The organism is Pseudoalteromonas sp. BZB3 (assembly GCF_040104455.1).
GTDB lineage: Bacteria > Pseudomonadota > Gammaproteobacteria > Enterobacterales > Alteromonadaceae > Pseudoalteromonas.
Genome location: NZ_JBECOS010000011.1, coordinates 180,560 through 196,770, shown reverse-complemented (window position 1 = coordinate 196,770; position 16,211 = coordinate 180,560). Strand labels below are relative to the sequence as shown.

Annotated in this window: 12 protein-coding genes; 3 read left to right on the top strand and 9 right to left on the bottom strand. The window is 38.1% G+C overall.

Going from position 1 to position 16,211, the window contains the following annotated elements; all coding sequences use genetic code 11:
- Positions 1-7 precede the first annotated feature (7 nt).
- From ABMY35_RS13205 to ABMY35_RS13195, 3 genes are all read right to left on the bottom strand, one after another.
- Positions 8-1,207 carry a FecR family protein gene (locus tag ABMY35_RS13205; protein ID WP_349286608.1) on the bottom strand — a complete coding sequence of 400 codons (1,200 nt, stop codon included), beginning with the start codon at positions 1,205-1,207 and terminating at the stop codon, positions 8-10.
- Complete coding sequence (locus ABMY35_RS13200; RefSeq protein ID WP_349286607.1) at positions 1,197-2,501, bottom strand: tetratricopeptide repeat protein; 1,305 nt, start codon at positions 2,499-2,501, stop codon at positions 1,197-1,199. Before ABMY35_RS13200 ends, ABMY35_RS13205 begins: the two co-directional genes overlap by 11 nt.
- Before the next feature lie 330 nt (positions 2,502-2,831).
- Complete coding sequence (locus ABMY35_RS13195; RefSeq protein WP_349286606.1) at positions 2,832-4,793, bottom strand: NADPH-dependent 2,4-dienoyl-CoA reductase; 1,962 nt, start codon at positions 4,791-4,793, stop codon at positions 2,832-2,834.
- Positions 4,794-5,008: 215 nt separating this feature from the next.
- Between ABMY35_RS13195 and sppA the strand changes: the two genes are divergently transcribed.
- Both sppA and ansA read left to right on the top strand, forming a co-directional pair.
- Positions 5,009-6,883: a signal peptide peptidase SppA gene (gene sppA, locus ABMY35_RS13190; RefSeq protein ID WP_349286605.1), complete on the top strand. Its 1,875-nt coding sequence runs from the start codon at positions 5,009-5,011 to the stop codon at positions 6,881-6,883.
- A 64-nt stretch (positions 6,884-6,947) separates the two neighbouring features.
- A complete protein-coding gene (ansA, locus tag ABMY35_RS13185) occupies positions 6,948-7,958 on the top strand; it encodes an asparaginase (RefSeq protein ID WP_349286604.1) in 1,011 nt (336 codons plus the stop codon).
- 70 nt (positions 7,959-8,028) lie between these two features.
- Here ansA and gndA read toward each other — a convergent pair whose 3' ends face one another.
- The gene (gndA, locus tag ABMY35_RS13180; RefSeq protein ID WP_349286603.1) at positions 8,029-9,402 is read right to left on the bottom strand and encodes an NADP-dependent phosphogluconate dehydrogenase; all 1,374 of its coding nucleotides are present in this window, start codon (positions 9,400-9,402) and stop codon (positions 8,029-8,031) included.
- 412 nt (positions 9,403-9,814) lie between these two features.
- Here gndA and pyk point away from each other — a divergent pair, with 412 nt between their 5' ends.
- Positions 9,815-11,248 carry a pyruvate kinase gene (pyk, locus tag ABMY35_RS13175; RefSeq protein ID WP_349286602.1) on the top strand — a complete coding sequence of 478 codons (1,434 nt, stop codon included), beginning with the start codon at positions 9,815-9,817 and terminating at the stop codon, positions 11,246-11,248.
- Positions 11,249-11,316: 68 nt separating this feature from the next.
- On the opposite strand, the gene ABMY35_RS13170 is transcribed toward pyk, so the two are convergent.
- From ABMY35_RS13170 to ABMY35_RS13150, 5 genes are all read right to left on the bottom strand, one after another.
- A complete protein-coding gene (locus ABMY35_RS13170; RefSeq protein WP_349286601.1) occupies positions 11,317-12,141 on the bottom strand; it encodes a LytTR family DNA-binding domain-containing protein in 825 nt (274 codons plus the stop codon).
- A complete protein-coding gene (locus ABMY35_RS13165; RefSeq protein WP_138478749.1) occupies positions 12,134-13,210 on the bottom strand; it encodes a histidine kinase in 1,077 nt (358 codons plus the stop codon). Before ABMY35_RS13165 ends, ABMY35_RS13170 begins: the two co-directional genes overlap by 8 nt.
- A 143-nt stretch (positions 13,211-13,353) precedes the next feature.
- A complete protein-coding gene (locus ABMY35_RS13160; protein ID WP_349286600.1) occupies positions 13,354-14,910 on the bottom strand; it encodes a SulP family inorganic anion transporter in 1,557 nt (518 codons plus the stop codon).
- A gap of 132 nt (positions 14,911-15,042) precedes the next feature.
- Complete coding sequence (locus ABMY35_RS13155; protein WP_058029847.1) at positions 15,043-15,501, bottom strand: Lrp/AsnC family transcriptional regulator; 459 nt, start codon at positions 15,499-15,501, stop codon at positions 15,043-15,045.
- 66 nt (positions 15,502-15,567) lie between these two features.
- Positions 15,568-16,209: an MBL fold metallo-hydrolase gene (locus ABMY35_RS13150; RefSeq protein ID WP_349286599.1), complete on the bottom strand. Its 642-nt coding sequence runs from the start codon at positions 16,207-16,209 to the stop codon at positions 15,568-15,570.
- Between the last annotated feature and the right edge of the window lie 2 nt (positions 16,210-16,211).

The window sequence follows — 16,211 nt, the reverse complement described above, 5'->3', positions numbered from 1 at the left end:
CTTAAACCTACTTCTCTTTAATTACGAATAACCCACCGGCATTGGTGGTTATATTCTCAATTTCAAATAAGGTAAAACTCCCTCTTATTTTACTTAGTTCGTCACTGAATTGTGCCTTGATATCTCCATAAGCCAAGTTTTGCCCATGACTCGCGTAATTAATACCCAGTTGCATACCACTCGTGTTGATTAAACCATTAAAAGTTGCAAACCATTCGCCTTCACTGTCTAAGAATGACAATGCTCCAAGAGGAACAGTACCGTTGTCAAAATCAACATCTATGCGCATCGAAAAGGCGCTTACTTCACCGACACTTGATATTACTGAAAATTCTTCAACATCCGAATATTCAATAACACCACTGCGCTGAGCCAACAAAGCTCCAATATCGTCTGTTTGAAAAGTATCTAGGATTTCTTCAGTTAAAAAACTACTATCTTCAATGGCATTTTTTAAAGCTTCGATGTCCAATGATTCAACGATATTTTGTGTTGTAACCAGTAAATTCGGGTTTTCTGATGTAATCGAGGTAACTATTTCTGTTAATTGCTCTTCAGAATATTGCTCATCGTCAAGTAATTTACCAAATAATGACGATAGCTCTTTTGGTGGTTTTAATAGGGCTTTTACTTCACCAAAACTTGAGATTTTGGCGAATGCATGTGTACCATCTGAACCCAAAACAAGGGGTTCTGTGAGAATATCACTTGATATTTCAATTGAACCGTCCCAAACAGCCAGAAATAGATCGCCTTTAACTATTTCTACTTCGTAATGAGTGCCCCTGATACCAATACTCCCTACAGGTGTTTTTAACTTATAGTTATCTGAGTTTCCTTTTATTTTTCCTGTAATAGTTCTCAATCCTCCGGATACTAATTCAATAACGATCGAACTTTGCTCATCATTTTCACTTAATAAATACTCTTCTATGTTTAACGCTGTATTTTCTTTGAGTGCCAATAAAGCCCCATCAATCATCTTCAATTGAGCTTTACTGTGTTGATAAGTAGAAACTCTATCAACCTTGTAGATTGGTGTTCTTCTTTTTAAACTTCTTACCTCAGATGTTTGTAAAGAAATAGCCTCAACAGTCCCTTTAGCCAGCAAAGTTTTTCCTGCTTGTTGTTGTGCATCTGCATTTTTGACGAGAAACATTAAAGTAATCGCATAAATAAAAATAAGTTTTTGTTGTTTAGAATTCATAACTAGCTCCTAAGTACAATTCATTCCTATCAAATTCATAAATAGCTAAATTGCTCGACTTATTGTAATGACTGAAGCGTGTATGCAAGTACCACTGTTTCGATAAACTGTAACGCCATTCGAAAGCAGCATTGCGTATATTTTCTTCTCGCAAGACCATAAAAAAAGGATGAATGTCATGATGCTCGACTGTTTTGTATTGACTACTGATTACAAATGCATGAAGAGTAGATATGTTATAAGACAAGTAAAAAGACGCTGCTTTGTAATCACGGCCATAATGCCTCGCAGACTGTAAATCTGCATTTTGCTTACCATTTAAAAAAGCGATTTTTGCTAAAAATCTATTTTGGAAGTATAAGAAGCCTAAATCTAATTCGAAGATATCACTGTCAAGGTCTTCATTTTGAACATTATTTACTGATGATGCTTTAGCATTTAACTCCAGCACCCAGTTTTTCAAAAGCTGATATTGTATACTGGTTAACACACCAACTTGTTGTTGATAAGTCGCCTCATCTAGTGACATAACAGATGCAACTCCTTTAAGGTTTAAACGTGATGATGAATTAGCATACTCATATCCAAACCCAATATTTCCTTGGTTTCTATTAAACTGAGTGAGATTGTTATGTATTAGTTGAGAAAGATTTAAATTTAGTCGCCAAGCCTCATACTGGGTACTTTGCCACTTACCATTAAACTGGTAGTCAAATCGAGCAAATCTGTCTGCAGATTTTTGACTTGCTTCATCTAATAAAATTTCTACACCAGAAACTACTACTCTATCGTCCAATGAACCACTATTTACATTTGAATCATGCCCAAAGTTAAGCGAAAGTCGTTGTATAGTATTTGAATCTAAATTCTCTCTTTTCGTTTTTACAAATTGTAAATTCTCTTGAATATTTATTCTTAGATCATTCGGTATCGGAAGTAGAAGTAGGGTATTAAGTGTTTGCTCTGATTGATTGAGGTTATTTTGTTTGGCATAACTTAAAGCTAATAAGTAAAAAGATATATAGTCATTGGGATTCTCAGATATGGCTCTTTCGAAGGCAAAGACTGCCTCATCTATTTTATTTAGCTTAAGACAAATTTGACCGTACAAGGCATCAAACTCAGCAGTACCAGCTAAGTCATCAAAATACATTTCAGCAAGTTTAAATGCTTCTTGTGTTTTTTGATTATTATACGCTTCCGAGATCTTCAAAAGAGGTTGTTCAGATGAAACAGCTGAAAAGTTACACCCAATAAATAAGTAAAAACAAAAATAAAAACTGTAACGCCACATAATTGATCCTAACTATTTAAAAGTTTATGAATCAAAGTAAGCTGGTTTGAAACGGCAACTATACAAACAAGTTCACTTTCAGAATATTTTCACTCCTTAAAACATTTCAGAGTAAAAATAGTCAATTAAGAAAATGATGTGCACCAAATATGAAATTTTATACAAAATTCAATTAAGTTCTTTTAGCTTCATGTTGCTATGGAAGAAACAAGACAAATGGTGCCGTCTACATTTTGAGTATAATCAAGATTGTGTGTTCGTCAGTAAAGATAATAGGTACAAGCCCATCTTTTCACAAGACGGGCTTTACTTGTTGGAATTATGAAAGGGCTAAATTTTACGTGCAACTTGAAGCGCTTCAAGAATTGCTCGTTTAGCATCGATTGCGGCTGCTAGTTTTGCACCACCAATTACATGATGATTATCTGGTAACGCGTCTTTATTAAAGATTTCGTCGTTAGAAACCTGGCCAATACAAGCAATCACGGTATCAACATCTAGGTATTGCTCTTCGCCTTTATGTTTAATCTTCAAACCTTGTGAATCAAAACCCAGATATTCACACTCTGATAATTGTTTGACATTATGCTGCTTCGCAACCTGTCTATGAATCCAGCCTGTAGTTTTGCCCAGTTCTGAACCGAAACGACCTTCACTTCGCTTTAACATATACAGCTGCCTTTGAGGGCCGGTATGCTGCTGCTCAGTTTCTATGCCCCATTGTGCTTTAAACTCTTCTATCGATTGTTCAGGCTTTTCTTGCAAAAATGCAACCATATCAAAACCAATACCACCAGCACCTAAGATGGCAACCTTATCACCAATTTCAACTTCACCGCGAATAACTTCATCATAGTGATAGACCCGTTTACCATCTTTGCATGGAAATCTTGCTACGCGAGGTTTAACACCAGATGCAAACACAATATCGTCAAAATTATTGTCCATATCTGGTGTATATTCACAGTTTAACTCTAGTTCAATGTTTAATCGTTCAACCTCTTGTAAAAAGTATTTCAATGTCTTTTTAAAATCTTCTTTACCGGGAACTTGCATAGCTAAATTAAACTGACCACCAGCATGATTATTTCGCTCTATAATTTTTACTGCGTGACCTTTCTTTGCTAGGTATATCGCTGCTGATAAACCTGCAGGACCTGCACCTACAACTAATACATTTTTTTCCTTAGAAGCTTTTTGTAATGGGTAGTCAAGCTCATAACAAGCTTGGGGGTTAACCAAACATGTAGCTCGTTGGCCTTTGAATACATGGTCTAAACATCCCTGATTACAGCCGATACAAACGTTAATTTGTTCTGACTTATTCTGTTGGTACTTGTTAAAAAACTCGGGGTCTGCCAATAATGGACGTGCCATAGAGATTAGATCGGACTGATTTGCACTTAAAATGTCATTTGCTATTTCAGGTGTATTTATGCGATTCACTGCAATGACTGGCACATCTACCCATTCTTTTAATCTTTGTGATGCTTCTCTAAAAGCGCCTGCGGGTACCATGCTTGCTATTGTAGGTACACGCGCTTCATGCCAGCCAATACCAGTGTTGATAATATCAACACCAGATTTAACGAGCTCTTTAGCCTGATATTCTACTTCTTTTGTAGTTGAACCATCAGGAATCAAATCCATTACAGAAAGTCTGAAAATGACCATGAATTTATCAGATACTTGGCTTCTAACGGCTTCTACAATTTCTTTGGCAAGCCTTACTCTATTCTCTAAGCTACCACCATAACTGTCTTTTCGTTTGTTAGTATGTGGTGCCATAAATTCATTAATTAAATAACCCTCAGAACCCATAATTTCAACGCCATCATAACCTGCTTTCTCAGCAAGTTTTGCTGATTTTGCGAAACTTTTAATCGTGGCTTTGATTTTGCCTATAGACATAGCTTTAGGCTTAAATGGGGTAATGGGTGCCTTTAATGCACTTGGCGCTACGCTAAACGGATGATATGCATATCTACCAGCATGAAGCAGTTGTAGACAAATCTTACCGTCATGCTTATGAACTGCGTCTGTGTAGGCTTTATGCTTTACTACATCAAACGTTGTATTAAATGAGGATGCAAAAGGCGTCAATTTACCGCGAATATTCGGGCTGTAACCGCCTGTTATTATCAAGCCTGTGCCGCCTTTGGCTCGCTCTTCATAAAAAGCAGCCAATTTCTTTCTATTTGACCACCCTTCTTCTAAGCCCGTATGCATCGAGCCCATAACGAGTCTATTTCGCAACCTTGTATTTTTTAATTCTAATGGTGCTTCTAACATTGATTAATTTCTCAAAACTGGTCGTACCTCCTGTGACCTTAGCAATTTTTAACAAATTATCAAAGTTTATCTTTTAAAAAAGCTTAATTTTAATCTAACTGTACGTTCTATAAGCTTATAAATACTTAGTTACGTTTTAGGTATAACACTCTTAAATTAACTCAGTTATTATAAAAGTAGTGAAAAAGATTAGATTTAGACAATAAAGGTGAGCTTTGATTTATATAGGTAAATTCTTTAAAGGCCTGTGGGCCGCAATAAATTTTTCGAGAAAACTCGTATTAAACCTAGTTTTCTTCGGCCTTCTTGCTGTGATTATTTTATCGATCTCGCAACAAGAGACACAGATAAACGTACCTGATGGCGCTGTTTTAAACTTAAACCTTAACGGTTCGCTAGTCGAAGAGCTAACATACGTCGACCCTGTCGATGCCGCCTTTGGAGAAGTATTCTCAAGCAATGACCAACCAAAAGAGATTTTGGTCGATGATGTCGTCAATGTCATCAACTCTGCAACTCAAGATTCGCGAATCCAAGTTTTGCTACTAAATCTGAAATCTTTACATGGAGCTCATTTAAATAAGCTTGATGCTATTGCGCAGGCAATCGTTGACTTCAAAAAATCAGGTAAAAAAGTCATCGCACATGGCGCATATTACTCGCAAAGCCAGTATTTTGTAGCTTCATATGCTGACGAAATCTCTCTTCACCCATATGGTGGCGTTGAATTGAGAGGCTTTGCAAACTACCCGCTTTACTTTAAAGATGCGCTCGATAAGCTGAAAGTAACTCAACACATATTTAGAGTGGGTACTTATAAGTCTGCAGTAGAGCCCTTTATCCGTAATGATATGTCTCCTGCTGCAAAAGAAGCCAACCAGCTATGGTTAGATGAATTATGGTCTCAATACAAGTCAGATATTGCCTCAGCGCGTAAGTTTGAAGTCGCTAATTTCGATGAAAAAGCAGATCAATATTTAGCTAAAATCCAAGCTGTAAATGGTGATTATGCGCAATATGCATTACAAAATAACTGGGTAGATACATTACAAACTGATCAACAGCTTCAGGCAAAACTAATAGAACAAGTAGGTACAAATGCTTCAGGCAAAACATTTAAGAACATCAGTTTTAACAAATATCTTGAATCGTTAAATAACCAACCTAGTTTTGAAATGCCTTCAGATAATAAAGTCGCCGTAATTGTAGCAAGAGGCAATATTGTAGATGGTAAACACAAAGCAGGACGTATTGGTGGAGATTCTACAGCTGCGCTTCTAAAAAAGGCTCGTTTGAACGAAAAGGTTAAAGCGGTAGTACTTAGGATTGACTCTGGTGGTGGCAGTATGTTCGCTTCAGAAATTATTCGAAACGAAGTCCTCGCCATAAAAGAAGCTGGTAAACCAATTATTGCATCTATGGGCTCTGTTGCAGCTTCTGGCGGTTATTGGATTGCAATGTCTGCAGATGAAATATGGGCAGCACCAAGTACTATTACTGGCTCAATAGGTGTATTTGGCACTATTTTAACATTTGAAAATTCGTTAAATTCAATGGGTATCTACTCTGACGGTGTTGCAACAACTGAGTTAAATAATATCTCTTTATCTAGAGGTATTTCAGACAAGCTCTCTCAGGTATTCCAGTTGGGCGTTGAAAATGCGTATGACAAATTTATTTCCTTAGTTGCTCAAGAGCGTGGATTAGAAAAATCTGCAGTTGATGAAGTTGCACAAGGTCGAGTTTGGACTGCTACTCAAGCACAAAGCTTTGGGTTAGTTGATAAATTAGGTGACAAGCAAGATGCTATTAACGCAGCGGCATCTCTTGCACAACTTGAAGAATTTGATGTTATTACAATAGAGCAAACGCTATCAGAGAAAGACCAGCTACTAAGAGACTTATTAGGCTCTGCAATGATTAGTTCTTTGATTGAAACAGATGGCTCGTCTGACAACATTATGGCTAAGCTATCAAAGTTATTTGGTGGTCTTGATGAGCAAGTAGTTGAGCAACTGAATATTATTAATGAGTTTAATGACCCAAATCACATCTACACACGCTGTTTAACATGTGAAGTGAATTACTAATCCTCTGTCATAAATTCAAGCTTACGAATATAATAAGCCCAGATTGATATCTGGGCTTATTTTTATGAAAAGAAAAAAAATCTACATCGCTTATACTGGCGGTACAATCGGTATGAAACAGTCGTCTCGTGGTTATGTGCCCGTTGCTGGTTATTTAACAGAAACCGTTAAAAACAATGCCGAATTTACCCGAGAAGAAATGCCCCTGTTTGATATTCATGAATATTGTCCGTTAATAGACTCTTCTGATATGTCCCCTCATCATTGGCAATTAATCGCTGATGATATCAAGGCTAAATATGATCAATACGATGGTTTTGTTGTTCTTCATGGTACAGATACCATGGCTTATACGGCTTCAGCTTTATCATTCATGTTTGAAAACTTGACTAAACCTGTCATCGTCACAGGTTCACAAATTCCGCTTTCACAATTACGCTCTGACGGCCAAGTTAATTTGCTTAACGCAATGTACTTAGCAGCAAACTACCCGATTGCAGAAGTAAGCTTATTCTTTAATAATCAGCTTTTCAGAGGAAATAGAGCAACTAAAGCTCATGCTGACGGTTTCAATGCTTTTGCTTCTCCCAACCTTTCTCCGCTTGCACAATCGGGTATAAATATTCAGTTGATTGAGGGCAAGTTAAGTCCATATGTTGAGCAAGCACTGCAAGTCACTTCGGTCAAGTCTCAAAAAATAGCAATTCTATATTTGTATCCAGGCATTTCGGCAGAAATAGTCAAAAGTGTTATCACCGAAGATGTAAAAGGCTTAATCTTACTTAGTTTCGGTGTTGGTAATGCCCCACAGCAACCTGAGTTTCTTGAGATCCTTAAAAATGCCACAGACAATGGCACAGTGATTGTAAACCTTACACAATGTATTCAAGGCCAAGTGAATATGGGTGGGTATGCTACAGGCAATGCGCTGTTAAATTGTGGAGTGTTGAGCGGTTATGATATGACGTTAGAAGCGTGCCTAACTAAGCTACATTATTTGTTTAGTCAGAATTTAGAACTAGAAACTGTCAGACACCTTATGCAAGATAATTTACGTGGTGAATTAACTCGATAATAATTGAGTCTCGATCTATTGGATACAAAAAAGGTCAGCAACGCTGACCTTTTTTAATTTAACTAGTACTTTATCTGACTTTTGCGTCAATCTCGACTAAATCTGTTAGGTGACACGTTTCACCCGAATGGGTTTTAATACCATGCTCACCAAAGTAATCACGTTGCGCTTGAACAAGATGACCGTTACTTGGTGTGCTTAGTGTCGCAATATAAGTTTGTGTAGAACTCAATACAGGGAACGCAAGGCCAGATGACACTGCAAGACCTGATACTTTGCGAAGTGCTAGCGATTCTGCTTGTAACGTATCGATAAACTCCACACCTTCAGCAATATCATCCAGATAATCGGCTCTAATGATACAACCTGCACGCCATGTTTGTAGCGTTTTACCAAGGTCGACCTTCCACTGGTGTGCACGTGAAGCTCCTTTAATTAACGCTAAACCTTGGCGGTAACATAGCAAGCTTGCAAGATAGAAAGCTGATTTAAGCTCATCTAAATCAATATCGATTTTCGCCGTTTGTTGCGATGCATAAGTCATTTCTTTCGCAGCATGTGTATCGATGGTATTGGTTAAGTGACGCGCTTGAACTGCAGCAACTAACGAAGGTACTGCAATACCTAACTCTAATGCATTTTGTGCAGTCCAAAGACCTGTGCCTTTTGCACCAACTTTGTTATCAATAAGGTCCACTAATGATTCTTTATTATCAGTTTCAAGCTCTAGGATATGACTTGAAATCGATAATAAGTAGCTATTTAAATGACCTTCTGACCAAGATTTGAATACTTCTGAGACTTCTTTTGGTGTTCTACCTGTGCCATGTCGAAGCAGTTGGTACATTTCAGCAATCAGTTGCATTAATGCATACTCAATACCATTGTGTACCATTTTTACAAAGTGACCAGAAGCAGACTGACCAACACGAGCGAAACAAGAATCCCCGTTATAGCTTGCTGCTACTTTTTCGAACCAAGGAATAATTCGTTCCCAGCCGCCTTCTGAACCACTAGCCATCATCGCAGGTCCGTGACGTGCACCCTCTGCACCACCTGAGATCCCCATGGTCGCGAACTCAAATTTATTTTGATATTTAAGTTTTCGTGCAATACCGTCTTTATAATTACTGTTACCGCAATCAATGATGATATCGTCTTTATCTACACCCGCTTCTACTAGATCAGAACACACTCTGTCTACTAACTCACCGGCAGGAACAAGTAGTAAAATTGAACGAGGTGTTTCTAAGCGGCGGATCATATCACCAAGGTCAGAAACAATGTGCAAGCGTTCAGCTAAGCCAAGTGACTGAGCACAGCTTAAAAGTTCAGCACCTGCGTCCGGGTTTCTGTCGTAGGCAACTAACGTTAAACCCTGTTCAATGAGATTTAGTGCAAGGTTTTTACCCATTACACCTAAACCAACTAATGCAACTTGCATTAAGTTCCTCCTCGGTAACAACTAATTTGAGCAATACTTGAGTAGCTTATTATATGTCTTAGCTTTGTAAGATACCAATTACTACTATTTAAATCTTTTATACAAACAAACTTTATATGGGGTTAAAGAATCTCCAAGAAACATGGTTTAGCACCATACCCTCTTGGTTTCTTTTGATTCATTTGTATATAAAGACACCAGAATCTTGTGATTGACGCATCCTGACACCGGTGTCATAATGATGTCATATAGATCATATAACTTAATTACGGTGTTAAAAAGAGTTAATGCAAATTCTTTCAACACCTAATGCGTTTTTAATCAAATATTGAGCTATCTTTGCTTAAATTTGTTGGTTTTATTTCGCATTCATTAATATCTACCTATCTAAATAGGCCTACAGGAGAACCTGATGCTTAGACGCACAAAAATTGTAGCAACCCTTGGACCTGCAACTGACCGCGATAACAACTTAGAAAAAATCATAAAAGCGGGTGCAAACGTAGTTCGCCTAAACTTTTCTCACGGCGTTGCTCAAGATCATAAAGACAGAGCACAAGCTGTAAGAGATATAGCAACCAAACTTAACAAACATGTTGCAATCCTAGCTGACCTTCAAGGCCCTAAGATCCGTGTGTCTACTTTTAAAGATGGTAAAGTAAACCTTGAAGTTGGCGCTAAATTTATTCTTGATGCTGAAATGGCTAAAGGTGAAGGTACTGTTGAGGCTGTTGGTATCGATTATAAAGAACTACCTCAAGACGTAAAACCAGACGACCTACTTCTTTTAAATGACGGCTTAATTCAGCTTGTTGTTGACTCGGTAGACGGTGCACTTGTTCATACCACAGTTAAAGTCGGTGGTGTGTTATCAAATAACAAAGGTATTAACCGTTTAGGGGGTGGTTTAACTGCACCAGCATTCACTGAAAAAGACGAAGAAGACTTAATTACTGCAGCCGAAATTGGTGTTGACTATATTGCTGTTTCATTCCCGCGCAGTGGCGACGATATGCGTTATGTGCGTTCACTTGCTGAAAAAGCCGGTTCTAACGCTCAACTTCTTGCAAAAATCGAGCGTGCTGAAGCCGTAGAAACCGTTGAAGCTATTGATGATATCGTTCTTGCTTCTGACGCAGTGATGGTTGCACGTGGTGATTTAGGAGTTGAGATTGGTGATGCAGCTTTAGTTGGCAAGCAAAAGTTAATTATCAGTCGTGCTCGTTCTTTAAACCGTACTGTTGTAACCGCGACCCAAATGATGGAATCAATGATTGATAATCCAATGCCAACACGTGCAGAAGTCATGGACGTGGCGAACGCAGTATTAGATGGCACAGATGCAGTTATGCTTTCTGCAGAAACTGCTGCAGGTGATTACCCTGAAGAAACGGTAGCGACGATGGCGCGTGTATGTTTAGGCGCTGAATCACAACCTGAAGCTCATATTTCAAAACATCGTTTAGACAGCATGTTCTCAGACACCTCAGAGACACTCGCATTATCTGCTATGTATGCGGCAAACCATCTAGACAGCGTGAAAGCAATCGTAACGCTAACTGAGTCAGGTAAAACAGCAAAGCTAATGTCACGTATTAGCTCTGGTCACCCTATTTACTCATTGTCTCGTCATGCTTCTACTCTAGGTCAAACAGCGTTATACCGTGGTGTATACCCAGTATACTTTGATTCAACTAAACATGATCAAGAATGTATGATCAAAGACGCACTAGATACACTCGTTGAACGTGGCTCACTTGAAAAAGGTGATACCGTTATTCTTACACACGGTGACAAGATGGAAACCGTGGGTGCAACTAATACAATGAAGATAATTACTGTATAAACTCGGTATTAATTTGAAAAAATGAGCAGCCTAAAAGCTGCTCTTTTTCTTAGTGCAAAGAATAAAAATTAACTCGCCAGTGCTGCTTTTACTTTATCTCTATAACTGCGACTCACTTTTAACTCTTGCCCGTTGTCTAGTACTAATAAATACTCGCCACTTGTCTGTGTAACTAATTTGCTAATCTGTTTAGTATTCACAATTGCTGAACGGTGAACACGCACAAATAACGCAGGGTCCAGTTCTTGTTCAAGCTCTTTCATTGTTTTACGAAGAATATGCGTTTTTCCATCATTGCAGTGCAGACACATATAATCACCAGCAGCATCAACCCACTGAATTGAAGAGGTAGTGACACGAATTATTTCACCCTGCTCTTTCACAGCCAAAGATTCAGGGTATTTTTTGTCTTCTAACGAATCACCTGTTGCTAATTTTTTCAAGATTTCTTCACAGTTATTACCTGTAATACCAGCAACGAAACTAGCTAGTTTCTTTTTATGAGCGTTATCTTGTTGTGTTTTTAAATAGCTTTGCACTTTATCCACCGCCTGTTCTAATCGGTTGTCATCAACGGGTTTTAAAATATAATCGAGGGCATGGATCTCAAATGCTTGCACCGCATATTGATCGAACGCCGTTACAAACACAACAGCAGGCATCGGACCTGGCTTTTCACTGAGCGTTTTGGCAACTTCAAAACCATTCATTCCAGGCATTTGAATATCTAAAAATAGCAAATCAATGTCGTTTTCATTGCAAGCTTGAATGGCTTGTTCGCCTGTAGGGCATAAATCTACTACTTCTAATTGTTCAAATTCTTTTAAACGTACAGCAAGGCCTTTTCTTGCTAATGGTTCGTCATCAACGATTAATGTTTTAATTCTACTCATTACTTTCTGCCTTCTCGTATGGAACGCGAATATTTACTTTTAGCCCGTTTGGTGTGTTATGTGATAGAGCAAACGAGTAATTATTTTCGTATAAAGTTTTAAGCCTATCTTGAGTGTTGGCAATACCCACTCCTGACGCATTCAATAATTTGCCATTTTCTATTTCAGCGCCGGGTCCATTGTCCCCTACTTCTAATAATAATTCATTGGCAAAGACTTGCGCCTTTATCTCTAACTTACCGCCTTCGGTCATATGAGCGATGGCATATTTGATTGAGTTTTCGATTAATGGTTGTAACAATAGGCTTGGTACTAGCGCATGTTTCGCTTCTTCTGTCATGCTAACATCAATTGATAGTCGTTCATCAAAACGTACTTTTTCGATTTCTAGATATAAGTTTAAAGCATGAATTTCTTGTTCTAATGGTACTTTCTTTATGGGATCAGTATTGAGTGTATAACGAAGGAAGTCACTGAGCCTAGATACCATCTGATTGGCATCTTTATTTTCTTCAACAAGTATCAGTGTAGAAATGGCGTTAAGTGTGTTAAACAAAAAGTGAGGATTTAGCTGATACCTTAGCATTTTTAATTGCGCTTCGTGCGCCATAGTGTTTGCTTTCAGTGCTTTTTGACGCTCACTTTGCAATAACTGATAGTATTTAATACCAAAGTACAGGCCGCTCCAACAGAGAATGATATATACAGAATCTAAGCCTTGCTGGAAATAATAAAACCATTCAGTGGGTCTGTAACCATGACGGTATATCTCCCACAAGTTGAATTTTTGAATGACTGACCAAAGGGTACCGGTAATGTATGAAGCACTAAAAACAACAACGATCAAAACCCAAGGTTTAGAGTTCCATATAATTCTATAGAGGTAACGTAACGGCACTGTCATTAAACACCCAGCATAGGCATTTAATACAATGACGAATACATATATATCTCTCATTTCGAAAACTTTTGAGCCAATATAATTGACCAATGCATAGCCAATCCAGCCTGCAATTTGAAGCACCCAAAAGAATCGTTGTCGATTATCGACTAAAGCTTGCCATTTCAACGGATTATATAACTCCTAATTAATGCCTAAATTATACGTAATGCATCATTGTGTCGCACTGCTACCAATCTCATAATTTCATCGGCTTACCGCAAAGAAAAAGGGCACAAAAAAGTGCCCCTTTATCTATTATCTTTAGATTTTTATGCAAGCTTGTCCGAAGCAACCTTATAATTTGGGTCTTCGATAACATTAACTTCAACTAAATCTTTAGCCTTATTAAGTAATTGAATACAGTCAGGACTTAAATGACGCAAATGTACTTTCTTACCTGCTTTTTTATAACGTTCTGCCAAGCTATCAATGGCTTCGATTGCACTATGGTCTGCGACACGACTATATTTAAATTCAATGATTACATCATCTGGATCGTTATTAATGTCGAACAGCTCAGCAAAGTTTTTAACCGAACCAAAGAATAACGGTCCATGAAGTTCGTATACCTTTGAACCCTCTTCATCAATATAATTATTGGTGTAAATATGTTTTGCATGCTCCCAAGCAAATACAAGCGCAGAGACAATCACACCAACACAAACAGCAACCGCAAGGTCAGTAATAACGGTAACACCAGACACAAGCACTATCACAAATGCATCTGTCTTTGGAATTCTTTTCATTAATCTAAAGCTAGACCATTCAAAAGTTCCTAAAACAACCATAAACATCACACCGACTAGTGCAGCTAATGGGATCATTTCAATTAGGCTTGCAGCGAATAGAATAAAGCAAAGTAACAATATAGCCGCTGTTATCCCTGATAAACGGCTTCGCCCACCAGAATTAATATTTATCATTGATTGACCAATCATTGCACAACCACCCATTGCACCAAATACACCACATGTAACGTTTGCGGCACCTTGGCCGATACATTCTTTATTTGAGTTACCGCGTGTTTCAGTGATTTCATCAATTAATGTTAAAGTTAGAAGCGATTCAATCAGACCAATCGCAGCTAACACTAATGCATAAGGGAAGATAATTTTGAAAGTTTCAAAATTAAACGGTACAGCCGGGATATGGAACTCAGGGAATCCGCCTGCAATTGTTGCATTCAAATCACCTGACATGTCTTTTAAGTAATCAAGTACAGTGCGAGATTCTAGTTCTAAACCAATAACTAGTCCTGTCACTACCAAAATAGCCGCAAGTGATGAAGGAATCGCTGTTGTAAGTTTAGGTAAGAAATGAATGATAGCCATCGTTAAAGCAACAAGACCACCCATCACATATAGCTCTGAACCTTGCATCCATTGAAGTTGACCATTGCCGTCCATTACTTTGAACTGCCCTAATTGGGCTAAGAAGATAACAATTGCCAAACCATTTACGAAACCCAACATCACTGGGTGTGGAACCATTCTAATAAATTTGCCGAGCTTAAATATGCCCGCCAATATTTGCAGCACACCCATTAATAAGACAGTAGCAAATAAGTATTCGACACCGTGCTCAATGACCAAGCTCACCATAACAACAGCTAACGCACCCGTTGCACCAGAGATCATGCCTGGACGACCACCAAAAATAGAGGTAATTAAGCCGACGATAAAGGCCGCATACAGGCCAACTAAGGGATCAACATGCGCAACAAATGCGAATGCAACAGCTTCAGGTACCAGTGCTAATGCAACGGTTAAGCCGGAAAGGATATCGTTTTTAGCAGAGCTTGGTGCTTTGCCTATCAGATTAAACATTCATTTCCTCGATGTGTTAGATGTGTATTTATAATAATTATGAACAGAAAAGCGCTGGATTATAGCGAAATCCAGCGCTTTTAACAAACTGACTACATCAGATAAGTATAGTCGAAATACGTTACAGAGGTTTTAAAGTGGTAAAGCAGTTGTTCTCTTTACACACGTCATAGTTACATTTGAATGTACTTCTTGAACATATTCCAAATTCAATAAATTATCACGAACAAATCGCTCGTAGCCATCGATGCCTTTTGAAATGATTCTAAGCATGAAGTCCATAGTGCCGGCCATGGTGTAACATTCTGTCACTTCGTCATAGCTTAAAATTAGCTCTTCAAACTCCGCAAGATTATTGCGCCCATGGTTAGACAACCTAACGTTAGCGTAAACCAACATATCGAAGCCCAGCTTTTTGTCATCTAACAATGCGACTTTACCTTTGATATAGCCATCTTGCTCTAGCTTTGCAATTCTGCGCCAACATGGTGATTGTGAAAGACCTACTTTATCTGCAATCTCTGCTGTTGATAAACTTGCATCCTGTTGGATTAAAGCCAATATTTGTCTGTCAACTTGATTTAAAGACATATTTAATACGTTCTCTTAAAATTTTGAGAATTCTATTCTCTTTATTAGATTAAATTTTAGTTCGTTTTAACCGAATCGGCCACTCATAAAAGGATTATGCGCCTTCTCATAACCAATTGAAGTATTTGGTCCATGCCCAGAAAAAACTTCAACGTCATCTGGTAAAGTAAAAAGCTGTGTTTTGATTGACGTTTTTAATTGTTCACTGTTTCCTTTCGGAAAGTCAGTTCTGCCAACTGAGCCTTTAAATAAAACATCACCTACAAATAAAGCTTGTTTACTGGCCTCATAAAAAACAATGTGGCCAGGGGTATGCCCTGGGCAATGTCTGACTTCAAAGTTTAAATTTCCTAAATTAAAGACTTCACCATGTTCTAACCAACGATCAGGGTAAAACACTTCGTGAGGGTCAAATCCAAACATTTGCGATTGCATCGGCAAAGCATCAAACCAAAAACGTTCATCTTCGGTTGGACCAATAATTTGAATATCAAGTTTGCTTGCTATTTCTACACTTGCACCAACATGATCTAGATGACCATGAGTTAACAAAATACACTTAACTGTGAGATTATTACTAGCTATGTGCTCTAATAATAAATGTGCATCTCCACCGGGGTCGAGTATTGCTGTATCGCCAGTTTCTTCACAAGTAATGAAACGCGTATTTTGCATAAATGCAGTGACAGGCTTGGTAACGACTTTCACTG